Raw genomic sequence first — 20814 nt, forward strand, 5'->3', positions numbered from 1 at the left:
GGTCATGCCGCGGCGATCAGCGCGACCGCGGCGAGGGTGCAGCCGATCCCCGCGGTCTGGACGGCGTTCAGCCGCTCTCCCAGCACGTACCGGGCCAGCAGCAGCGTGCTGGCCGGATAGAGCGAGGCCAGCACGCCGACCAGGGCGAGCATGCCGCGCTCCGTGGCGAGCAGGAAGAGCACGTTGGCGACCATGTCCAGCACCCCGGCCACGACGATGGTCCCCAGTGCGCCCGGGCCGGGGCGCAGCGTGCGGCGGGCGCCCAGCGCGAGCAGGGCGATGAGGGAGACCGAGGCCAGCCGCGCGCCGAACAGCGGCCACATGCCGCCGCCGTCGGGGACCTGGTCGAGCAGGATGAAGAACCCGCCGAAACCCGCGCCCGCGGCCAGCGCGCTCAGCACCGGGCCGCGGCCCCGCCCGGCCGACGCCGGCGACGAGTCCCTGCTGACCAGCACCACCGCGACCAGGGCGAGTGCGACGCCGCCCAGCGCGACCGGCTCAGGGCGCTCGCCGGCCGCCAGCCCGAACAGCACCGGCAGCCCCGCGGAGGTGGTCGCGGTGACCGGCGCCACCACCGACATCACGCCGGTGGCGAGCGCCCGGTAGAACAGCACCAGCGCGACGCCCCCGGACACCCCGGCCGCCATGCCCCACGCGAGGCCGCCGGCGGTGGGCGCGCCGGGCAGCACCGGCAGCAGCGCGGCCACCAGGACCAGCCCGGCCAGCTGGGAGAGCACCACCACCGCCATCACCCGGGACCGGCGCGTGGCCAGGCCGCCGAAGAAATCCGCCGTGCCGTACACCAGGGCGCACGCCGTCGCGAGCACAACCGCCGTCATCATTCACCTCGGTTCAGTGGATTGCACCGTTAGTACAACACATAGGGTGCACTCCAGTGCAAATCGAGTTCACTACACTGCACTCATGGATCCCGAGACGATCACCGCCGCGATCGCGAACAACGTGCGGGCCCAGCGGGCGCACCGGCAGATGACGCTCGACGAGCTCGCCGCGCGGTCGGGGGTGAGCCGGGGCATGCTGGTCCAGGTCGAGCAGGGGCGGACCAATCCCAGCATCAACACCCTCACCCGCATCGCCGACGCGCTCGGCGTGACGGTCGCCCGGATGGTGGAGGTCTCCGACACGCCGGTGGTCCGGGTCGTCAACGCCGCCGACGTGGTCACCTTCCCGCACGGCGAGGCGAGCTCGGCGCGGCTGCTGGTCGGCACCGAAGCCCCGGCGATCCTGGAGCTCTGGGACTGGCGGCTGGCCCCGGGCGAGCACCACGACGGCGACGCGCACCCGCCGGGCACCCGCGAGATGCTGACGGTCCTGGAGGGGGAGCTCACGCTCACGGTGTACGGCAGGAGCCATGTGATCGGCGCCGACGGGGCCGTCGTGTTCAGCGCCGACCGCCCGCACCGGTACGCCAACGGCGGGCGGGATCCGCTCAGGTTCGTGATGGTGGTCACCGAGCCCCGGGGAACGCCGGATCATTAGCGGACCGAGAGGCTAATTGCGGGCTTATATCCGATTCCGGGGGAAAGGGGTGATGTGGGTTTCGCGGGGGGCGCGGCCGAGGGCCGGCCGCAGGCGCCCCCGCCCTGCTTTCGGGGGGAAGCATGCGGATGTGGGCCGTACCGATGGCGATACTGCTCGGGGCAGGGGCGGCGGGCGGCGCCCCGGTCGACCCGCCGGCCGATCCCGCGGCCCGGGCCGGGAAGCCCGCCGCCCGGCCGCAGCGGCCCGAGCCCAGGTTCCCCGTGGCCCCCGCGCCGCGGAAGGTCGACTGCGTGAAGACCAGATGCGTGGCGCTGACCTTCGACGACGGGCCGGGCGATCACACCGGGGCGGTGCTCGACGCGCTCGCCGAGCACCGGGCCAGGGCGACCTTCTTCGTGGTCGGCGGGATGGTGGAGGAGAACGGCGGACGGGACCTGCGCCGGATGGTGGCGGAGGGGCACGAACTGGGCAACCACTCCTGGAGCCATGCGGACCTCACCGGTCTGTCCGCGACCGGCCTCAGGTCCGAGCTGGGCCGTACCCAGAAGATCGTGGAGCGGGAGACCGGCGTGCGGATGGCTCTCATGCGCCCGCCGTACGGCGCCACCGACCGGCGGGTCGCCGAGGAGAGCCGCCGCCAGGGGCTGGCCCAGATCCTGTGGAGCGTCGACACCCAGGACTGGCTCGTCCGCGACACCGGGGTCGTGCTCCGCCGGGCGGGGAAGGCGGTGCCCGGATCCGTCGTGCTCATGCACGACATCCACCGCACGACGGTCGAGGCGGTCCCCGAGCTGCTGAAGGACCTGGCGGACAGGAAGTACACGTTCGTGACGATGTCGGAGCTGTACGGCAGGGTGCCGGCCCCCGGCGGGCGCTACCCCCGCCGCTGAGGCCCGCGCGGGGGCCGGTGCGGGGCCCCGCGGCGAGGTGAAGGGGTGTGCCGGGAGCCGCGCCGCCCCCGGGGTCCGCGAACTGTCGGAGCCCGGTGGCACGATGGGCGCCATGAGCTTCAGCGGTTTCCCCGACGACGCCTTCGTGTTCTACGAGGGCCTGGAGGCGGACAACTCCAGAACCTACTGGACCCGTCACCGGCGGCTCTACGAGGACGCGGTGAAGGCCCCCATGGCAGCGCTGGGGGAGGAGCTGGAGGCCGAGTTCGGCCGCGCGCACCTGTTCCGGCCCAACCGCGACGTGCGGTTCGCCAAGGACAAGTCCCCCTACAAGACCCACCAGGGGGCCTACGTCGCCACCGGCGAGGCCATCGGCTACTACGTGCAGATCGACGCCGCCGGGCTCTACGCGGGAGCGGGGCTCTACGCCGCCCAGGGCGGGCAGCTCGCCCGCTACCGCGAGGCGGTCGACGAGGAGATCAGCGGGGTCCCGCTGGAGAAGATCATGGACGAGGTCCGCGCGGCGGGCTACACGGTCGAGGGCGACCGGCTCAAGACCCGCCCGCGCGGTGTCCCGGAAGACCACCCCCGGCTCGACCTGCTCCGCCACCGCTCCCTGCACGCGGGCCGCCGCTTCGACCCCGAGCCGTGGGTGCACACCCCGGAGGTCGCCGCGCGCGTCCGCGTGATCTGGCGCGACCTGGCCCCGCTCGTGGAGTGGCTCACCGCCCACCTCCCGGCGGACTAGCGCCGCTCACGCGGCCGCGGCGCACCCGGTTCCCGGCGGGGGCCGCGGGACGGGCGGTCAGCTCGCGGCGATCACCCCGCAGGCGATGCGGCCGCCGGAGTCGCCGGTCTTCAGCGTCTGCTCGTCGGGACCGGTCGTCATCGTCGTCGGGGCGTCGGGGTCGGTGGTGTCCGACGGGCGGCTGTAGCGGCCGGGGATGTTGGCCTTGTTGTCCGCGGCGGCGTGCACGATGACGGCGCTGCCGTCGGCGTCGAGGAGCTGCTTGATCTGGAAGCGGTCGGTGACGACGGTGGCGCTGCCGGTGCCGTTCTTGCCGACCAGGAGGTCGGGCAGGTCGCCGGAGTGGCCGGGGTGGGACTCCGGGCCGAGGTTGAAGTGCTCGCCCGCGCTGAAGAACGGGCTGCCGGTGGCGGGGTCGGTGGAGGCGGGGTCGCAGACGCCCTTGGAGTGGATGTGGAAGCCGTGGTATCCGGCGGGCAGTCCGCTGACGGTGACCTTGAGCTGGGGCTTGCCGTCCTGGTCCTCCACGAGGTCGAGGGTGCCGACGGCCTTGCCGTTCACGTCCCTGATCTCGGCGCGCGCCGGTCCGCTGCCCGCGGGCGACCTGTCCGCAGGGGTGGGCGGGACCGGGCCGGGGGCGGGCATGATGTCGTCGGGTCCCGGCGGCGTCTCCTGGATGGGGCCGAGCGGATCGGACGTCCCCTCGGTGGGAGCGTCGGGCGGTTGCGGTGTCGCTCCGGCCGACATGCCCGCGCCGGCGGCGATCACTCCCGCCCCCAGCGTGGCGGCCAGGGCCAGCTGTGTCCTGCGAAGCATGGAAGATTCCCCCGTAGGTCGTGGCCGTGCTCCGCTCCCGTGCGGAGAGGCCCGGACCCTTCCCATACCTCACCAGAAAAGCGGCAACCTCCTATATAGAACAAAACGGTACATATCCCCATAAGGAAATCGTCGCCGTGACGGCAGAGGCGCCGGGCCCCGCCGCGGAGGCGGGACCCGGCGCCTCTTCGCGCCGCTCCGGGGCGCCGGTCTCCCGGCGGCCCCGGCGTGTCAGCTGCCGCGCTTGGCGCGGGCGGCCGTGCGGCCGCGGGTGGCGGCGTCGAGGACGACCTTGCGGATGCGCACGGACTCCGGAGTGATCTCCACGCACTCGTCCTCGCGGATGAACTCCAGGGCCTGCTCCAGGGAGAGCTGGCGCGGCGGGATGACCTTCTCGGTCTCGTCCGCCGTGGAGGAGCGCATGTTGGTGAGCTTCTTCTCCTTGGTGATGTTCACGTCCATGTCGTCGGAGCGCGAGTTCTCGCCGATGATCATGCCCTCGTAGACCTCGGTGCCCGGCGAGACGAACAGCACGCCGCGCTCCTGGAGGTTCAGCATGGCGAAGGCGGTCACCGGACCGGAGCGGTCGGCGACGAGGGAGCCGTTGTTGCGGGTGCGCAGCTCGCCGAACCACGGCTCGTAGGCCTCGAAGACGTGGTGGACCAGGCCGGTGCCGCGGGTCTCGGTGAGGAACTCGGTCCGGAAGCCGATCAGGCCGCGGGCCGGGACCACGAACTCCATCCGGATCCAGCCGGTGCCGTGGTTGGTCATGTGCTCCATGCGGCCCTTGCGGACGGCGAGCAGCTGGGTGACGGCCCCGAGGTACTCCTCCGGGCAGTCGACGGTCAGCCGCTCGACCGGCTCGTGCAGCTTGCCGTCGATCGTCTTGGTGACGACCTGCGGCTTGCCGACGGTCAGCTCGTAGCCCTCGCGGCGCATCTGCTCGACCAGGATGGCCAGCGCCAGCTCGCCGCGGCCCTGGACCTCCCAGGCGTCCGGTCGCTCGGTCGGGAGCACGCGCAGCGAGACGTTGCCGACGAGCTCCTTGTCGAGGCGGTCCTTGACCATGCGGGCGGTGACCTTGGCGCCCTTGACCTTGCCGACCAGCGGGGAGGTGTTGGTGCCGATGACCATCGAGATGGCGGGCTCGTCCACGGTGATCAGCGGGAGCGGGCGCGGGTCCTCGGGGTCGGCCAGCGTCTCACCGATCATGATCTCCGGGATGCCGGCGATCGCGATGATGTCGCCGGGGCCGGCCTGCTCGGCGGGCTTGCGCTCCAGCGCCTCGGTCATCAGCAGCTCGCTGATCTTGACGCGCTCGATGGTGCCGTCGGTCTTGCACCAGGCGACCTGCTGGCCCTTCTTGATGGTGCCCTGGTGGACGCGGAGCAGGGCGATCCGGCCCAGGTAGGACGAGGAGTCCAGGTTGGTGACGTGGGCCTGCAGCGGCGCGGACGGGTCGTAGGTCGGGGCCGGGATCGTCTCGTTGATGACCTGGAAGAGCGGCTCCAGGTCATCGGAGTCGGGCATGCCGCCGTCCTCGGGGCGGTTCAGCGAGGCGCGCCCGGCCTTGGCCGAGGCGTAGACGATCGGGAAGTCGATCTGGTCCTCGGTGGCGTCCAGGTCCATGAAGAGCTCGTAGACCTCGTCCACGACCTCCTTGATGCGGGCGTCGGGGCGGTCGACCTTGTTGATGCAGAGGATGACCGGCATCTTGGCGGCGAACGCCTTGCGCAGCACGAACCGGGTCTGCGGCAGCGGGCCCTCGGAGGCGTCCACCAGGAGCACGACGCCGTCCACCATCGACAGGCCGCGCTCGACCTCGCCGCCGAAGTCGGCGTGGCCGGGGGTGTCGATGATGTTGAGGGTCATGTCGCCGTGCTTGACGGCGGTGTTCTTCGCGAGAATGGTGATGCCCTTCTCGCGCTCGAGGTCGTTGGAGTCCATGACGCGGTCGTCGACGTCCTGGTTGGCCCGGAAGGCGCCGGACTGCCAGAGCATGGCATCCACGAGAGTGGTCTTGCCGTGGTCGACGTGCGCGATGATCGCGATGTTCCGCAGGTCGTCGCGGCTGTTCAAAGGCATGATGGAGTCTCACTCTGTGATCGTGGAGGCTGGCCGCGGACCGTGCGGCCCCACCATTTTAGTTGATGCGCGCAATCGCTCAGGCGCTCTCCTGGTGAAGTGCCCCAATTCATCCCCCGTCTACCTTTTTGTCGATAAGTCGTCGATGATCCCGGCGGTCGCGGCCGATCCCGGCACGCCGTGAGATCGATCACTCCCTAAGCTCGGGGCATGCCTCTCGCGCCCTCGTTCCCCGTGATGCTCAGGACGTCCGACCACGTGCGGATCGACGCCGCGCACACCCCGTCACGCGGTGCCGCCGACCTCGGGATCGTGCTGGCCCACGGGTTCACCGGCTCGCTCAGGGAGCGCCCCACCCGCCGGATCGCCCACGTGCTCAGCGGGTTCGGCGGGGTCGTCTCGCTCGACTTCCGGGGGCACGGCCGGTCGGGCGGGGAGACGACCGTGGGGGACCTGGAGATCCTCGACCTGGACGCGGCGGTACGGCACGCCAGGGTGATCGGCTACACCAGGGTCGTGACCGTCGGGTTCTCGATGGGCGGGGCGGTGGCCCTGCGCCATGCCGGGGTCCTCCAGGGCGTGGACGCGGTGGTCGCGGTGAGCGCGCCCGCCCGGTGGTACTACCGGGGCACCCGGCCGATGCGGCAGGTCCACTGGGCCATCGAGCACCCGGCCGGGCGGCTGGCGGCCCGGCTGGGCAAGGGCACGCGGATCAGGCGGGGCGTGTGGGACCCCGTGCCGCTGGCGCCGTACGAGGCCGCGGCGAAGATCGCGCCGACGCCGCTGCTGGTCGTGCACGGCGACGCCGACACGTTCTTCCCGCTGGAGCACGCCCACCAGATCCACGACGCGGCCGCCGAGCCGAAGGAGCTCTGGATCGAGCCGGGGTACGGCCACGCGGAGTCGGCGGCCACGCCGGAGCTGATCCGCCGCATCGGGCGCTGGGTGAGCATGGTTTAGTCCTGAGGTGTACGGCAAATGGTCGATGCGGGGGTAAGCGCGCATGCGGAGCATCTACGTGGCGGGTCTCGGCCCCGGGGACGGCCGGCAGATCGTCGAGCTGGGCCTGATGGAGCTGCTGACCCGCCGGGTCGACAGGACAGGGGTGTTCCGGCCGATCGCCCGGGGCGCGCACGCCTCGGAGCTCCTGGAGGCCAGGTACCGCCCGGCCGCCGCGGCGATCGGGGTGACCGCGGAGGACGCCGCCGGGATCTACGCGCGGCAGGGCGCCGAAGAGCTCATCGGCCGGCTGGTCGCCCGCTTCCACACGCTGGAGCGCGAGTGCGACGCGCTGCTGGTGCTGGGCAGCTCGTTCGCCACCGACGACCTCCCGCGCGAGCTGGCCTTCAACGCCCGCCTCGCCGCGGAGTTCGGCGCCCCGGTGATCGTGGTGGTGGGCGCGCACGCCGACGCCGCCGACGAGATCGTCAGGGAGATGCGGACCGGGTACCAGGTCTTCTCCGACCTGGGCTGCACGGTCCTGGCGGTGATCGCCAACCGGGTGCCGCCCGAGATGGTCGTCGAGCCCGACCTGCCGGTGCCCTGCTACGTCATCCCCGAGCATCCGTCGCTCTCGGCGCCGACCGTGGGCCAGGTGGCGCAGGCCGTACGGGGCAAGCAGGTCCAGGGGGACGAGGAGGGGCTGCGCCGCGACGTGACCGGGTTCGTGTTCGGCGGCGCGACGATCCCCGTCTTCCTGGAGCACCTGGTGGACGGGGCGCTGGTGATCACTCCTGGTGACCGGCCCGACCTGCTGCTGGCCTCGCTGGCCGCCGAGGCGGCCGGTACGACCCGCCCCTCCGGCGTGGTGCTCACGCTGGGCGAGGAGCCCACCGCGAACGTGCGGGCGCTCACCGCGCGGCTGGCCCCCGGCATGCCGGTGCTGGCGGCCGCCGACGACAGCTTCACCGTGGCCACCACCCTGGCCGGACTGGAGGGGCGCCTCACCGCGGAGAACCCCCGCAAGATCGAGACGGCGCTCGGCCACTTCGACGCGCACGTCGACACCGCCGATCTCGCCGACCGCATCGAGCTGGCCCGCTCCGAACGGGTCACCCCGATGATGTTCGAGCACATGCTCCTGGAGCGGGCGCGCGCCGACCGCAGGCACATCGTGCTGCCGGAGGGCGAGGAGGACCGCATCCTGAGGGCCGCCGACGTCCTCCTCCGGCGCGGCACCGTCGATCTCACCCTGCTGGGCCGCGAGGAGGTGGTCCGGCGGCGGATCGCCGACCTCGGCCTGGACCTGGCCGGGGCGGCCGTGGTCGACCCGCTGACCTCGCCGCTGCGCGACTCCTTCGCCGAGGAGTACGCGCGGCTGAGGGCGCACAAGGGCATCAGCATGGAACGGGCCAGGGACGTGCTCACCGACGTCAACTTCTTCGGCACGATGATGCTGCAGGCGGGCGAGGTGGACGGCATGGTCTCCGGCGCCGCGCACACCACGGCCGCCACGATCCTGCCCGCCTTCCAGATCGTCAGGACGGTCCCGGGCACCTCGATCGTCTCCTCGGTGTTCTTCATGTGCCTGGCCGACCGCGTGCTCGTCTACGGCGACTGCGCGATCAACCCCGACCCGGACGCCGGGCAGCTCGCCGACATCGCGGTCTCCTCCGCCCGTACGGCACGGCACTTCGGCGTCGAGCCGAGGGTCGCGATGCTCTCCTACTCGACCGGGCGCTCGGGCCACGGGGCCGACGTGGACAAGGTCCGCGAGGCCACCGCCATGGTCGCCGAGCGGGCGCCGGAGCTGCTGGTGGAGGGGCCCATCCAGTACGACGCGGCGGTGGACCCGAGGGTCGCGGCGGCCAAGCTCCCCGGCTCGCAGGTCGCCGGCCGGGCCACCGTGCTGATCTTCCCGGACCTGAACACCGGCAACAACACCTACAAGGCCGTGCAGCGCTCGGCCGGGGCGGTCGCGGTCGGCCCGGTCCTGCAGGGCCTGCGCAAACCCGTCAACGACCTGTCGCGCGGGGCGCTGGTCACCGACATCGTCAGCACCGTCGCCATCACCGCCATCCAGGCCCAGGAGGCCGCCCGATGACCCGCGTCCTGGTCCTCAACTCCGGGTCGTCCTCGGTGAAGTACCGGCTGCTCTCGGCCGGGGACCGGTCCTCGCCCGGCGCGGCGGTCCGCCTGGCCTCGGGGACGGTCGAGCGGATCGGCGAACCCGGCTCCCCGGTGGCCGACCACACCGCGGCGCTGGAGTCCGTGGCCGGCGAGCTCGCCGCCGCGGGGTTCGGGATCGACTCGCCGGAGCTGACCGCGATCGGGCACCGGGTGGTGCACGGCGGCACGGCCTTCACCGAGCCCACGCCGATCACCGACGAGGTGGTCGCCGGGATCAGGGACCTCATCCCGCTCGCGCCGCTGCACAACCCGGCGAACCTGGCCGGCATCGAGACGGCCCGGCGGCTCCGCCCGGACCTGCCGCAGGTCGCGGTCTTCGACACCGCCTTCCACGCCACGATCCCCGCCGAGGCCGCGACCTACGCGATCGACCGGGAGACGGCCGCGCGCCACGGCGTCCGCCGCTACGGCTTCCACGGCACCTCGCACGCCTACGTCTCGCGGGAGGCGGCGGCGCTGGCGGACCGGCCGGAGACCGCCAACGTGATCGTGCTGCACCTGGGCAACGGCGCCAGCGCCTCGGCGGTGGCGGCCGGGCGGTGCGTGGACACCTCGATGGGCATGACCCCCCTGGAGGGCCTGGTGATGGGCACCCGGAGCGGTGACGTCGACCCGGGCGCGATCGCCCACCTGAGGCGGGCGGGCATGTCCCCCGACGAGATCGACACGCTGCTCAACCGGCGCAGCGGCCTGCTCGGCCTCTGCGGCGACAACGACATGCGGGAGGTGGAGCGGCGGGTGGCGGCCGGGGACCCGGACGCCGAGCTGGCCCTGTCGGTCTACTGCCACCGGCTGCGCAAGTACGTCGGGGCCTACTACGCGGTGCTCGGCACGGTGGACGTGATCGCGTTCACCGGCGGGGTGGGGGAGAACTCGTCCCTGGTCAGGTCGCGGGCGCTGGCCGGCCTGGAGCCGCTCGGGATCGAGCTGGACCCGGTGCGCAACGCCGCGGGCGGGGGGACGGTCTCGGCCGAGGGCTCGCGGGTGAGGGTCGCGGTGGTGCCCACGGACGAGGAGCTGGAGATCGCCCGGCAAACTTTGCGCGTGATTCCGCGAACTAATCACGGATGAATGCCGTCTACCTAGAGCGGATGGATGAAATCCGCCGGGAGAAGTCCACGGGACACGAACCGCCATCAGCCGGTGGTCGTGGGACATACTTCATGCAGTCGGGCGGTTGCCCAGCGTCGCGGGGGCGTGCTGGGCCTTCCATTCCCGCCGGCGCGCGCCGTACGGCTCCGCGTGAGCCGCACGGCGCGCTCCGGCGGTCCTCGGCCCGGCCGGGCAGTGGACCTGAAGCCCGGCCGGGCGATGGACCTCAGCCCAGCCGGGCGATGGACTTGTACTCCAGGTAGGAGGCCAGGCCCTCGGGGCCGAGCTCACGCCCGAGGCCGCTGCTCTTGAAGCCGCCGAACGGGGAGCTGGTCTCGATCATGAAGAGGTTGACGCCGTAGGTGCCGGTGCGTACCCGGCGGGCCACGTCCATGCCCCGCTCGGTGTCGGCGGTCCACACCGTGCCGGCCAGGCCGTAGTCGCTGTCGTTGGCGATGCGGACCGCGTCCGCCTCGTCCTCGTAGGGGATCACGGTCAGGACCGGGCCGAAGATCTCCTCACGGGCGATGCGCATCTCGTTGGTGGCGCCGGCGAAGACCGTGGGGGCGACGTACCAGCCCCGGTCGTGGGGGCGGTCCAGGCCGCCGACGACGGGCTTGGCGCCCTCGTCGATGCCGATCTTGATGTAGCCCTCGACCCGCTCCTGCTGGCGCCTGGCGACCAGCGGGCCGATGCCGGTGGCGGGGTCGGCGGGGTCGCCGACGGGCATGCTCCGGACCATCGCGGCGACCGCGTCCACGACCTCGTCGTAGCGGTTGCGGGAGGCCAGGATGCGGGTCTGGGCGACGCAGGCCTGGCCGTTGTTCATCAGCGAGGCGATGGAGAGGAAGCCCGTCGCGGAGGACAGGTCGCAGTCGTCCAGGATGATGGCGGCGGACTTGCCGCCGAGCTCCAGGGTGCAGCGCTTGAGCTGCTCGCCGCAGATGCTCCCGATGCGCCGGCCCGCCGCGGTCGAGCCGGTGAAGGCCACCTTGTCCACGCCGGGGTGGGAGACCAGGTGCTCGCCGGCCTCGCGCCCGGCGGCGACGATGTTGACCACGCCGTCGGGGATCCCGGCCTCCTTGACCATCTCGGCCAGGAGGTAGGCGTCGAGCGGGGTCTCCGGGGCGGGCTTGACCACGACCGTGCAGCCCGCGACGAGCGCCGGGGCCAGCTTGATCATGATGACGAACTGCGGGACGTTCCACGGGACGACCGCGGCGACCACGCCGACCGGCTCGCGCCGTACGATCACCGGGCCGAAGGTGCCGGGCCGCTCCTCCTCCACCGGGAAGGTCTTGCCGAGCTCGGCGTAGTACTGGAGCATGCCGAGCGGCTGGGGGGCCTGGGCCATCTGGGAGAAGGTGATGGGGGAGCCCATCTCCTCGGTGATGATCTCGGCCATCTCGCCCTGCCGGGCCGCGTAGATCTCGGCGAGCCTGCCGACCACGGCGGCGCGCTCGGCCATCGTCATCCGGGGCCACGGGCCCTGGTCGAACGCCTGGCGGGCGGCGGCCACCGCGCGGTCCATGTCGGCCGGAGTGCCGTCGGGGACGCGGCCGACGACCTCCTCGGTGTGGGGGGAGATGACGTCGATGGTCCCGGTGCCCGCGGGGGCCACCCAGTCGCCCCCGATGAACAGCGTGTCGTGCTGGCGCATGATGTGTTTCCTCCTGGTGGGCGGGCCGGAGTGTCGGGTCGCATTTGAGCTAATGCTTGCTTGGATAGTGTCGTCCGGGGAGGGGGGCTCCACAAGTCCCGGTATCGATGAGACCGAATCACGTTCTAGCCACCCTGACAAGAGAGCGCCGTGCCCGGATCCACCGGCCGCTCGTGCGCCGTGCCCGCGGTCGCGGGGCGGGGAGTTCTGGACGGGTTCCTCCCTGGCCGGACGGAGTGCGTCCGGCCCCTTCTCTCCTTCCGGGACCCCGGCGGCATCCGCCTCGGGCTATCCTTCACGCAGGGTCGACGCTTGGATCCGTCACCGCGTGATGATCCCTTTGGTCGTTTTGTCCAAAGCGCCGCAAACTGGTAGATAGTTCGTCAATGACACATGAGTTCTGTCGTTCCGGTGGCGGGCCTGAAGATCGTCTTCTATAGTTTCGCTCCGTCCATGAGGGGGCTCTTGGAGGTGAGCGAGGGGTGAGACCGAGCCGCCCGGCGATGCTGGGCGTCCTGCTCACCGCGCTGCTCCTGAGCCCGGCGATGGCGGGGGCGAGCGCCGGCCGGAGTGCCCGGTTCGACCCCGAGGCCGAGCTGCGCAAGCTGACCAAGCAGGCCGGCCAGCTCAACAAGGACTACCGGGGGCAGGTGCAGAGCCTGGAGGACGCCCGGGTCAAGGCGAAGAAGGCCACCGACACCGCCAAGAAGCTGAAGGCGGCCCTGGCCACCGCCGACAGCGACGTCGTGCGCTTCGCGCAGAGCGGCTACATGGGCGGGGACCTGGACGGCGAGAGCCTGTTCTCCTTCCAGGGCGACGCCTCCCTCGCCCTCAGCCAGGCCGCCGTGGTCTCGCACCTCGCCAGTGAGCGCGCCAGCCGGCTCGTCCGGGTCAAAGAGCTGATCAAGGAGGCCGAGAAGGCCGAGAAGGCCGCCGAGGCCGAGATCGTCGAGCTGCGCAAGGACATCGAGAAGCTCAAGAAGGACCGCGTCAAGATCGAGACGCTCCTGGCCAAGTACGGCTTCCAGACCCCCTCCGGCAGCGGCGGTCTCACCGCCCGCACGGTCACGATGCGCAACCTGGTGCTGCAGACCTTTCCGATGCCGTACGGCTACGGCTGCCTGCGCCCCGGTGACCCCGGAGACCACGGCAGCGGCCGGGCGTGCGACTTCATGATGAGCACCGGCGGCCGCGTGCCCACCGAGGAGGCCAGGGCCCGCGGCGACCGCCTGGCCCAGTGGGCCATCTCCAACGGCCAGCGCCTCGGGGTCATGTACGTCATCTGGCAGCAGAAGTACTACGACGTCCGCACCGGCGCAGGCTGGCGGATGATGGCCAACCGCGGCGGCAACACCGCCAACCACATCGACCACGTGCACATCTCGATGTTCTGACCGGCTGAGCCTTCGCAGCGGTACCGAGTTCGGCGACGAGGAACTCGGGACACGCGGGCATGCCAGAGATGCCATGATCGCCTTTCATGGATGTGGATGCCTTCTGGGATTTGATCGAGCGGTCCGGCAGGGAGAGCGCCACCAGACAGGAGCGCCTGGCATGGCTGGAGGGTGAGCTCTCTCGGCGCTCGGCTGAGGAGATCGTCGGCTTCAAGGCGTGGTGGGAGTCCGTCAGAAGCCGGCTGTGCACCTGGGACCTGTATGCGGTGTACTGCTCCGCCCTCGGCTGGGGGTCGTTGGACGGGTTCGAGTACTTCGCGAACTGGATCGTGAGTCTGGGGCGCGAGCCGTACGAGCAGGTGGCGGAGTGTCCGGACACGGCGATCGAGCTGCCGCAACTCCTGCGTCTGTTCGAGGTGCGGCACAGGCAGATCGCCGAGAAGAAGCCTCCTGTCTGGTCGGTGGAGGAGGAGCCGAAGTTCGAGCTTCTGGACTACGTGACATTCGGCCCGTACGAGAGCGCCACGGGCCTGGACGCCGGGTCGCTGGGTGAGGCCGTACACGCTAGGGGAGTTCGTCGGAGGTTCCCGCTCGTCGGTGCTGATTTCGGCGGTGAGGCATGGGACCTCGACGATCCGGCGGAGATGGCGCGCCGGCTTCCCCGTGTCGCTCGCCACCTGGGCATTCCGTAGGAGACAGGTCCTGTAAGGATGGGGCGGGGTGACTGTTGGTCGAACCGCGACGGGTTTGGCTGTCGGCCGCCCGGTCTGGCTGCTCCGCAGTTGCCCTCATCAATGATGAACGTATCTATAATAGACTTACTCATCATTGAGGAGGAGGCGTGGACAGGCCTGCGGAGATGTTCGACCGGGAATACGAATGGTCGGAGCTGACGCGGTTCGTCCGCTACCCGGGGCCCGAGGCGACGCTGGGGGTGGTGTCCGGCCGGCGGCGACAGGGCAAGACCTTCCTGCTGGACGCGGTCTGCCGGGCGGCGGGCGGGTTCTACTTCGCCGCGACCGAGGCGGGCGAGGCCGAGTCCCTGCACCAGTTCGGCACGGCGCTCGCCCGCCATCTCGGAGAACCGGTCCCCCGCAGGTTCGCGCACTGGGACGAGGCCGTCGAGGTCCTCATGACGATCGCGACCTCCGGGCCGACGCCGGTGGTCATCGACGAGTTCCCCTACCTGGCCAAGGTCTCCCCGCACCTTCCCTCCCTGATCCAGCGGGCCCTCGGCCCCCAGGGGCGGCGGCAGGGCGGCGCCGTACGGCTGCTGCTGTGCGGATCGGCCCTGTCCTTCATGGGCTCGCTGCTCGCCGGGACGGCACCGCTCCGCGGCCGGGCGAGCCTGGAGCTGGTCGTCCCCACCCTCGACTACCGGCTGGCCCGGGAGTTCTGGGAGATCGGCGACCCGGCCCTGGCGCTGCTCGTCAACGCCGTCGTCGGCGGCACCCCCGCCTACCGACGGGAGTTCACCCTCGGCGACACCCCCGCCGGCATCGAGGACTTCGGGCCGTGGGTGGTCAGGAACGCGCTCAACCCCGGCCGGCCCCTCTTCCGAGAGGCCCGGTTCCTCCTTGCGGAGGAGCCCGAACTCCGCGACACCGCCCTGTACCACGGGGTCCTGTCGGCGGTCGCGGGCGGCAACCACACGAGAGGCGGAATCGCCGGCTACCTGGGCCGCAAGTCCACCGACCTGGGCCATGCCCTGACGATCCTGGAGGACGTCGGGATGATCACCCGGGATCCGGACGCGTTCCACGGCAAACGCTCCGCCTACCGCATCACCGAGCCCATCCTCGCCTTCTACCACGCGATCATGCGTCCGGAGTGGACCGACCTGGAACGTCCCGGTTATGCCGTCCAGGTCTGGGAGCGCTCGCAGGAGGCGTTCCGGAGCAGGGTCCTGGGTCCGCATTTCGAACATCTCGCCCGCACCTGGACCCGCTGGCACGCCGACGCCGGGACCCTCGGCGGGCTGCGCACCCGTGTCGCCTCCGGCGTCCTGCCCGATCCGGCCGCCAAGACCGGTCACGAGATCGACGTCGTCGTCTTCGGGCGCGACGGCGAGGGCAGGGAGAGCATCCTCGCGATCGGGGAGGCCAAGTACGGCGACGTCATCGGCCGCGGTCATCTGGAACGCCTTGAGCGCCTCCGCGAGCTGCTCGTCCGCCGCGACGCCCGGGCCGCCGCCGGCACCCGGCTGCTGCTGTTCAGCGTGGCCGGGTTCATGCCCGAGCTCCGGGAGGCCGCCCGGACCCGCGAGGATCTGCAGCTCGTCGACCTCGACCGCCTCTACGGAGGATCCTGAGCACTCCATCGGCGGACGCCCGTGGCGGCGCGGCGGGCGTTCTGGTGTACTGCGTGCGGACCGGCATGCATCCCCATCCGGAGAAGCGGAGTCCCCATGACCGAACGGACGCTCACCGACGAGCTGTACGAAGCCGAGCGGCGGCTGCAGGCGGCGCAGCTCGCCGGGGACGTCGAGGAGCTGGACCGGCTGCTCGACGAGAGGCTCGTCTTCACCGGCCCGCCGGACGGACGTCTCCACACCGGGGCCAAGCGGCTCGACCTGCACAACCACCGCTCGCGGACGCAGGTCATGACCAAGGTCGCCGAGGAGGAGCTCACCGTGCTCGTCGCGGGGACCACCGGCGTCACCTGCTTCCTCGGCACGCTGGAGGGCGCGTTCGCGGGCGAGCCGTTCGCCGGTCGGCTGCGCTACACCCGAACCTGGATCCACACCCCCGAGTACGGCTGGCGCATCCTGGCCGTCCACGCCGGCCCGGCGTGACGGGAGCGGTCTCCCCGCCGGAGGCGCGGTGGGCTCCGGCCGGCCGGTGCCCACCGCTTCCGCGCGGAGCTCCCGGAGCGTCGGATGCGTCCGTGCGCAGAGGAATGATCTGTCGCGCGGGACCCATGGGGAGTGCGTCCCCGCGCTGATAGTTTGACTGGTCATGGTGCGATTGCGGATGCTCCCCGCTGAGGACGACCGCGCCGGGGAGATCCCCGCGTTCGCCTGGCGGGGTGTCGCGGCCGTCTCCGCCGTACTCTTCGCCGTGCTGCTGGCCCTCAGCCCGTGGTACGGCTACCACCGCGACGAGCTCTACTTCCGCATGCTCGGCGAGCAGCCGGCCTGGGGGTACGTCGACCAGCCCCCGCTGACGCCGCTGCTGGCCCGGGCGGCGATCGCGCTGTTCGGTGACACGGTGACGGCGATCCGGGTGCCCGCCGCGTTGAGCGCCGCGGTCCTGGTCGTGCTGGTGGCGCTGCTCGCCCGGGAGCTGGGCGGCGGCCGTACGGCGCAGCGGCTCGCCGCGGCGGGCATCGCCGCCGGCGCGTTCACCCTCGTCGCCGGGCACAGCCTGCTGACGCTCAGCGCGGACATGCCGCTGTGGGCCGCGGCGATCCTGTTCGTCCTGCGGGCACTGCTCCGCGGGGACGGGCGGTGGTGGCTCGCCGCCGGGGCGGTGATCGGGCTGGCGACCTACAACAGGCACCTCATTGCGCTGCTGGTCATCGGACTCGCCGCGGGCCTGCTCGCGACCGGCCCCCGGGAGGTGCTGCGCGGCCGGTGGCTCTGGGCCGGTGCCCTGCTCGCGGTCGTGCTGGCCCTGCCGAACCTGCTCTACCAGGTCGCGAACGGCTGGCCGCAGCTGGAGATGGCCGCCGCCCTCGGGGAGGACAAGGGCGCGGAGTTCCGGGCGCTGTTCGTCCCCCTGCAGATCATGCTGTTCGGCCCGGTGGCGGCGGTCGTCGGCGCGGTCGGCTGGGTGCGGCTCTGGCGGGACCGGCGGGTGCGCGCGCTCTCCGTGGCCTACCCGGTGGCGGCGGCGCTGACGCTGCTCAGCGGCGGCCGGTTCGACTACACGGCGGGCCTGATCCTGCTGCTGTTCGCGGCGGGCTGCGTGAGCACCGAGGCATGGGCGGCGGGGCGCGGGGGCCGGCTGCGGAACGTCGCGCTCGCGCTGGCCGCCAACGGCGCCCTCTCCGCGGTGGTCGCCCTGCCGCTGGTCCCGGTGGCGGCGCTGAGCTCCACGCCCGTCCCGTCCATGAACGAGGTCGCGCGCGAGTCGGTCGGCTGGCCGGAGTTCGCCTCACAGGTCGCGGCGGTCGTGCGGGCGCTGCCTCCCGGGGACCGGGCCCGGGCCGTGCTCCTGGCCGGGAGCTACGGCGAGGCGGGGATGCTGCACCGCACCGCCGCGCAGTACGGCCTGCCGCCGGTGTACAGCGGGCACAACCAGCTCCACCTGTACGGCCCGCCGCCGGAGGCGGCTGCGGTCGCGGTCGCGGTCAAGATCCCGCGCAGGCTCCTGGGGAGGGTGTTCGGCGACTGCGCGGAGGCGGGCCGGACCGGTAACCGCGCCGGCGTCGAGAACGAGGCCCAGGACCTGCCGATCTTCGTCTGCCGGGAGCGGAAGGAGCCGTGGCGCACGGCGTGGCCCCGCTTCCAGCACTACAGCTGAGGCGCCGCCCCGGCGATGCGCTCCCTGAACCAGTGGTAGGAGGCCTTGGGGGTGCGCTTCTGGGTGGCGAAGTCGACGTGGACCAGGCCGAAGCGCTGGTGGTAGCCCTCGGCCCACTCGAAGTTGTCCAGCAGGGACCAGACGTAGTAGCCGCGCACGTCCACGCCCTCGGCCGCGGCCTGCTCGACGGCCCTGATGTGGCCGTCGAGGTAGGCGATCCGGGCCTGGTCGTCGACGGTCCCGTCCGGGCCGGTCTCGTCGGGCTGGGAGCAGCCGTTCTCGGTGATGTAGACCGGGGGCAGGGCGTCGCCGTACCGGGCCTTCAGGCCGGTCAGCAGCTCGCGCAGGCCGTCGGGGACGACGGGCCAGCCGAAGGCGGTGACCGGGTGGCCGGTGATCCCCGCGTCGGTGAACGGCAGGCCGTCCCCGGTGGGGGCGGCGATCCGGGTGGGGTTGTAGTAGTTGATCCCGAGGCCGTCGAGCGGGGCGGAGATCAGTTCGAGGTCGCCGTCGCGCACGCAGTCGAGCGCGGTGCCGTACGGCGCGAGGTCCGGGTAGCTCCCGAGCAGGACCGGGTCGTTGAACAGGCGGTTGTGCAGGATGTCGTAGGCGTCGGCGGCGGCCAGGTCGGCCGGGTCGGCGGAGGCGGGCCAGACGGGGGTGCAGTTGTTGGTGATGAGCACCTGCCGCGCGCCGTGCGCCCGGAGCGCGGCCGTGGCCAGGCCGTGCCCGAGGAGCTGGTGGTGGGCGGCCGGCAGGGCGCCGGTGAGCAGGGCCTGGCCGGGGGCGTGCACGCCCATGGCGTAGCCGAAGGCCATGTGGACGAACGGCTCGTTGAGGGTGATCCACATGGGGACGCGGTCGGCGAGCCGCTCGGCGGCCAGGGCGGCGTAGTCGGCGAGGCGGGAGGCGGTGTCGCGGGCCAGCCAGCCGCCCTCGTCCTGGAGGGACTGCGGCAGGTCCCAGTGGAAGAGCGTCGCGGCCGGGACGATGCCCTTCTCGCACAGGCCGTCCACCAGCCGGTCGTAGAAGTCCAGGCCGGCCTGGTTGGCCGGGCCCCTGCCGCCGGGCTGGACCCGCGGCCAGGCGATGGAGAAGCGGTAGGAGCCGACCCCGAGGCCGGCCATGAGGGCGAGGTCCTCGGGCCAGCGGTGGTAGTGGTCGCAGGCGGCGTCGCCGGTGTGGCCGTCGCGGACGCGGCCGGGTTCGCGGGAGAAGGTGTCCCAGATGGAGGGGGACCGGCCGTCCTCGGCGACGGCTCCTTCGATCTGGTAGGAGGCGGTAGCCGTACCCCAGAGGAACATCCTGACCTCCCAGTTGTATGAGTACTGCTCATGTTAGCCGCTGGGCGGCCTCCGTAGGGGATGATGAAAAGATGACGAATGCCTCCGGGGGAACGCTGCGCCGCCGCCCCGCCCAGCGCCGCAGCGTGGAACGGGTCGAGCGCATGCTGGACGAGTGCGCGAAGCTGCTGGACGAGGTCGGCTACGAGGCGCTGACCACCAAGGAGGTCGCGCGCCGCGCGGAGGTGCCGATCGGGACCTTCTACCAGTTCTTCCCCGACAAACACGGCCTGGTGCGCGCGCTGGCCCTGCGGAACCTGGAGGCGTTCCTCGACCGGATCACCACCAGGCTCTCGACGGACGAGCCGTCCGGCTGGATCGACCTGGCGGACCTGGCGATCGACGAGTTCGTCGCCATGAAGCGCTCCACCCCCGGCTTCGGAGTCGTCGACTTCGGCGAGGTGCTCGCCGCGCCGGGCGGCCCGGCGCTCAAGGGGACCGACCGCATGCTCGACGCCGCGCTGGAGAACAACATCGTCGTGGCCGACCGGCTCCGCGCGGTCACCGTGGAACTGCTCGGCGCGCCGGCGGACCCCGCGCTGGACCGGGCGCTGGTCGTCGCGGTCGAGGCCGCCGACGCGGTGCTCAAGCTCGCCTTCCGGACCCTTCCGGAGGGCGACCCCGAACTGATCGCCGAATGCAAGCGCCTGGTCCGGCGCTACCTCTCCGACCACCTCGCGTAGGAGGTCCCGGCGCCGGGCTCAGTGGGCGGCGTCCAGGCGGGCCCGCAGCTCGTCGTCGAGCTTGAGGCCGGCGGCCCCGATCGCCTCCTCCAGCTGGGCGAGGCCGCTCACCCCGACGATCGGGACGACGGCGGGGGAGCCGCCGGTCAGCCAGGCGAGCACCACCTGGTTGGGGGTGGCGCCCAGCTCGGCCGCGACCTCGCGCAGGACGGCCAGGCGGCGGGTGGTGCCGGGGTGGTCGTAGGCCTCCTCCAGGGGGCGGTCCGCGCGGGTGTAGCCGCCGCTCAGCAGCGTGCTGTAGGCCCAGAGGGAGACCTCCGGCTCCTGCCGCAGGTAGTCGAGGGTGTCGTCGTTGACCAGCGTGTGCCCGGAGGACTCCAGCGGGACGTCCGGGCGGGGCCGCAGGTAGGAGTGGCGGAGCTGGAGGTGGGTGTAGGGGGCCCAGCCGTTCGCGCGGGAGACGGCCCGGGCCCGTTCGAGCCGCCAGGCCGGGAGGTTGCTGGCGCCGATCTCGCGGACCTTGCCCGCCGCGGCCAGCTCGCCGAACGCGCCGAGGGTCTCCTCCAGCGGGACCGACCGGTCCTCGATGTGCGACCAGTAGACGTCGATGCGATCGGTCCCCAGCCGCCGCAGACTGCCCTCCGCGGCCGCCGCGATCGTCTTCGCGGAGAGCCCTTCGGCGGAGCCGAGGGTGCGGTCGCCGGGGACGGTCGGGCGGGCGCCGCACTTGGTGCCCAGCACGATCCGGTCCCGGGCGCCCCGGGAGGCCAGCCAGCGGCCGATCGCCAGCTCGCTCTCGTCCCCGGTCGCTCCGTCACGCCAGAAGGGGTAGTTGTTGGAGGTGTCCAGCATCGTGCCGCCGGCCTCGGCGAACCGGTCCAGGATCGCGAAGGTCGTCTGCTCGTCGACGGCGGTGCCGAACGGGATGGTGCCCAGGGCGAAGGGGAGACGTGTCATACGGCACACCCTGGGAGCTGGAGTGGACTCCATGTCAAACCGTCCGCC

Annotated in this window: 18 protein-coding genes; 12 read left to right on the forward strand and 6 right to left on the reverse strand. The window is 72.1% G+C overall.

Annotated features, from left to right (window positions below; translation table 11 throughout):
- Positions 1-2 precede the first annotated feature (2 nt).
- The gene (locus FHS22_RS11830; RefSeq protein WP_260407868.1) at positions 3-842 is read right to left on the reverse strand and encodes a DMT family transporter; all 840 of its coding nucleotides are present in this window, start codon (positions 840-842) and stop codon (positions 3-5) included.
- An 82-nt stretch (positions 843-924) separates the two neighbouring features.
- Here FHS22_RS11830 and FHS22_RS11835 point away from each other — a divergent pair, with 82 nt between their 5' ends.
- The 3 genes from FHS22_RS11835 (at position 925) to FHS22_RS11845 (ending at position 3141) form a co-directional block, all read left to right on the forward strand.
- Positions 925-1500: a helix-turn-helix domain-containing protein gene (locus tag FHS22_RS11835; RefSeq protein ID WP_184941037.1), complete on the forward strand. Its 576-nt coding sequence runs from the start codon at positions 925-927 to the stop codon at positions 1498-1500.
- 143 nt (positions 1501-1643) lie between these two features.
- On the forward strand, positions 1644-2393 hold the full coding sequence (locus FHS22_RS11840) for a polysaccharide deacetylase family protein (RefSeq protein ID WP_260407869.1): 750 nt from the start codon (positions 1644-1646) through the stop codon (positions 2391-2393).
- 112 nt (positions 2394-2505) lie between these two features.
- Entirely contained in the window at positions 2506-3141 is a 636-nt protein-coding gene (locus tag FHS22_RS11845; RefSeq protein WP_184941041.1) for a DUF2461 domain-containing protein, read from the forward strand.
- A 57-nt stretch (positions 3142-3198) separates the two neighbouring features.
- Here FHS22_RS11845 and FHS22_RS11850 read toward each other — a convergent pair whose 3' ends face one another.
- Both FHS22_RS11850 and typA read right to left on the reverse strand, forming a co-directional pair.
- The gene (locus FHS22_RS11850; protein ID WP_184941043.1) at positions 3199-3957 is read right to left on the reverse strand and encodes a superoxide dismutase family protein; all 759 of its coding nucleotides are present in this window, start codon (positions 3955-3957) and stop codon (positions 3199-3201) included.
- A gap of 231 nt (positions 3958-4188) precedes the next feature.
- Positions 4189-6042: a translational GTPase TypA gene (typA, locus tag FHS22_RS11855; RefSeq protein WP_184941045.1), complete on the reverse strand. Its 1854-nt coding sequence runs from the start codon at positions 6040-6042 to the stop codon at positions 4189-4191.
- 210 nt (positions 6043-6252) lie between these two features.
- Here typA and FHS22_RS11860 point away from each other — a divergent pair, with 210 nt between their 5' ends.
- Genes FHS22_RS11860 through FHS22_RS11870 form a run of 3 tightly spaced genes read left to right on the forward strand, consistent with a single transcriptional unit; the run spans position 6253 to position 10242 of the window.
- On the forward strand, positions 6253-7002 hold the full coding sequence (locus FHS22_RS11860) for an alpha/beta hydrolase (protein ID WP_221473529.1): 750 nt from the start codon (positions 6253-6255) through the stop codon (positions 7000-7002).
- A 43-nt stretch (positions 7003-7045) separates the two neighbouring features.
- A complete protein-coding gene (gene pta / locus FHS22_RS11865; protein ID WP_184941046.1) occupies positions 7046-9085 on the forward strand; it encodes a phosphate acetyltransferase in 2040 nt (679 codons plus the stop codon).
- Complete coding sequence (locus tag FHS22_RS11870) at positions 9082-10242, forward strand: acetate/propionate family kinase (RefSeq protein WP_184941048.1); 1161 nt, start codon at positions 9082-9084, stop codon at positions 10240-10242. Before pta ends, FHS22_RS11870 begins: the two co-directional genes overlap by 4 nt.
- Before the next feature lie 247 nt (positions 10243-10489).
- Here FHS22_RS11870 and FHS22_RS11875 read toward each other — a convergent pair whose 3' ends face one another.
- Positions 10490-11923, reverse strand: coding sequence for an aldehyde dehydrogenase (locus FHS22_RS11875; protein ID WP_184941049.1), 1434 nt, complete (start codon positions 11921-11923; stop codon positions 10490-10492).
- Positions 11924-12405: 482 nt separating this feature from the next.
- Between FHS22_RS11875 and FHS22_RS11880 the strand changes: the two genes are divergently transcribed.
- The 5 genes from FHS22_RS11880 to FHS22_RS11900 all read left to right on the forward strand — a co-directional run bounded on the left by FHS22_RS11880 (position 12406) and on the right by FHS22_RS11900 (position 17783).
- Positions 12406-13317, forward strand: a complete 912-nt coding sequence (locus FHS22_RS11880) for a coiled-coil domain-containing protein (RefSeq protein ID WP_184941050.1) — start codon at positions 12406-12408, stop codon at positions 13315-13317.
- Positions 13318-13403: 86 nt separating this feature from the next.
- Positions 13404-14009 carry a DUF4240 domain-containing protein gene (locus tag FHS22_RS11885; RefSeq protein ID WP_184941051.1) on the forward strand — a complete coding sequence of 202 codons (606 nt, stop codon included), beginning with the start codon at positions 13404-13406 and terminating at the stop codon, positions 14007-14009.
- A gap of 149 nt (positions 14010-14158) precedes the next feature.
- Positions 14159-15628 (forward strand): AAA family ATPase, encoded by a 1470-nt coding sequence (locus FHS22_RS11890; RefSeq protein ID WP_184941052.1) that lies wholly within the window; start codon positions 14159-14161, stop codon positions 15626-15628.
- A gap of 96 nt (positions 15629-15724) precedes the next feature.
- On the forward strand, positions 15725-16111 hold the full coding sequence (locus FHS22_RS11895; RefSeq protein ID WP_184941054.1) for a nuclear transport factor 2 family protein: 387 nt from the start codon (positions 15725-15727) through the stop codon (positions 16109-16111).
- Positions 16112-16274: 163 nt separating this feature from the next.
- Positions 16275-17783 carry a glycosyltransferase family 39 protein gene (locus FHS22_RS11900; RefSeq protein ID WP_184941056.1) on the forward strand — a complete coding sequence of 503 codons (1509 nt, stop codon included), beginning with the start codon at positions 16275-16277 and terminating at the stop codon, positions 17781-17783.
- Here the strand turns inward: FHS22_RS11900 and FHS22_RS11905 are convergent.
- Entirely contained in the window at positions 17774-19087 is a 1314-nt protein-coding gene (locus FHS22_RS11905) for a GH1 family beta-glucosidase (protein WP_184941058.1), read from the reverse strand. The genes FHS22_RS11900 and FHS22_RS11905 overlap by 10 nt on opposite strands.
- A gap of 71 nt (positions 19088-19158) precedes the next feature.
- Here FHS22_RS11905 and FHS22_RS11910 point away from each other — a divergent pair, with 71 nt between their 5' ends.
- Complete coding sequence (locus tag FHS22_RS11910; RefSeq protein ID WP_184941059.1) at positions 19159-19809, forward strand: TetR/AcrR family transcriptional regulator; 651 nt, start codon at positions 19159-19161, stop codon at positions 19807-19809.
- A gap of 18 nt (positions 19810-19827) precedes the next feature.
- On the opposite strand, the gene FHS22_RS11915 is transcribed toward FHS22_RS11910, so the two are convergent.
- Positions 19828-20766: an aldo/keto reductase gene (locus tag FHS22_RS11915; protein WP_184941060.1), complete on the reverse strand. Its 939-nt coding sequence runs from the start codon at positions 20764-20766 to the stop codon at positions 19828-19830.
- Between the last annotated feature and the right edge of the window lie 48 nt (positions 20767-20814).

Origin of the sequence: Thiemannella venezuelensis, from assembly GCF_014203605.1 — a bacterium.
GTDB classification, from domain to species: Bacteria; Actinomycetota; Actinomycetes; order Streptosporangiales; family Streptosporangiaceae; genus Planomonospora_A; species Planomonospora_A venezuelensis.

What these genes read in the sequence shown, in the direction of transcription:
- pta (WP_184941046.1), top strand. Translation starts at nt 7,046, where the DNA reads ATGCGGAGCATCTACGTGGCGGGTCTCGGCCCCGGGGACGGCCGGCAG.
- FHS22_RS11870 (WP_184941048.1), top strand. Translation starts at nt 9,082, where the DNA reads ATGACCCGCGTCCTGGTCCTCAACTCCGGGTCGTCCTCGGTGAAGTAC.
- FHS22_RS11845 (WP_184941041.1), top strand. Translation starts at nt 2,506, where the DNA reads ATGAGCTTCAGCGGTTTCCCCGACGACGCCTTCGTGTTCTACGAGGGC.
- FHS22_RS11840 (WP_260407869.1), top strand. Translation starts at nt 1,644, where the DNA reads ATGGCGATACTGCTCGGGGCAGGGGCGGCGGGCGGCGCCCCGGTCGAC.
- FHS22_RS11875 (WP_184941049.1), bottom strand. Translation starts at nt 11,923, where the DNA reads ATGCGCCAGCACGACACGCTGTTCATCGGGGGCGACTGGGTGGCCCCC.
- FHS22_RS11835 (WP_184941037.1), top strand. Translation starts at nt 925, where the DNA reads ATGGATCCCGAGACGATCACCGCCGCGATCGCGAACAACGTGCGGGCC.
- FHS22_RS11885 (WP_184941051.1), top strand. Translation starts at nt 13,404, where the DNA reads ATGGATGTGGATGCCTTCTGGGATTTGATCGAGCGGTCCGGCAGGGAG.
- FHS22_RS11900 (WP_184941056.1), top strand. Translation starts at nt 16,275, where the DNA reads ATGGTGCGATTGCGGATGCTCCCCGCTGAGGACGACCGCGCCGGGGAG.
- FHS22_RS11910 (WP_184941059.1), top strand. Translation starts at nt 19,159, where the DNA reads ATGACGAATGCCTCCGGGGGAACGCTGCGCCGCCGCCCCGCCCAGCGC.
- FHS22_RS11830 (WP_260407868.1), bottom strand. Translation starts at nt 842, where the DNA reads ATGATGACGGCGGTTGTGCTCGCGACGGCGTGCGCCCTGGTGTACGGC.
- FHS22_RS11860 (WP_221473529.1), top strand. Translation starts at nt 6,253, where the DNA reads ATGCCTCTCGCGCCCTCGTTCCCCGTGATGCTCAGGACGTCCGACCAC.
- FHS22_RS11905 (WP_184941058.1), bottom strand. Translation starts at nt 19,087, where the DNA reads ATGTTCCTCTGGGGTACGGCTACCGCCTCCTACCAGATCGAAGGAGCC.
- FHS22_RS11895 (WP_184941054.1), top strand. Translation starts at nt 15,725, where the DNA reads ATGACCGAACGGACGCTCACCGACGAGCTGTACGAAGCCGAGCGGCGG.
- typA (WP_184941045.1), bottom strand. Translation starts at nt 6,042, where the DNA reads ATGCCTTTGAACAGCCGCGACGACCTGCGGAACATCGCGATCATCGCG.
- FHS22_RS11915 (WP_184941060.1), bottom strand. Translation starts at nt 20,766, where the DNA reads ATGACACGTCTCCCCTTCGCCCTGGGCACCATCCCGTTCGGCACCGCC.
- FHS22_RS11850 (WP_184941043.1), bottom strand. Translation starts at nt 3,957, where the DNA reads ATGCTTCGCAGGACACAGCTGGCCCTGGCCGCCACGCTGGGGGCGGGA.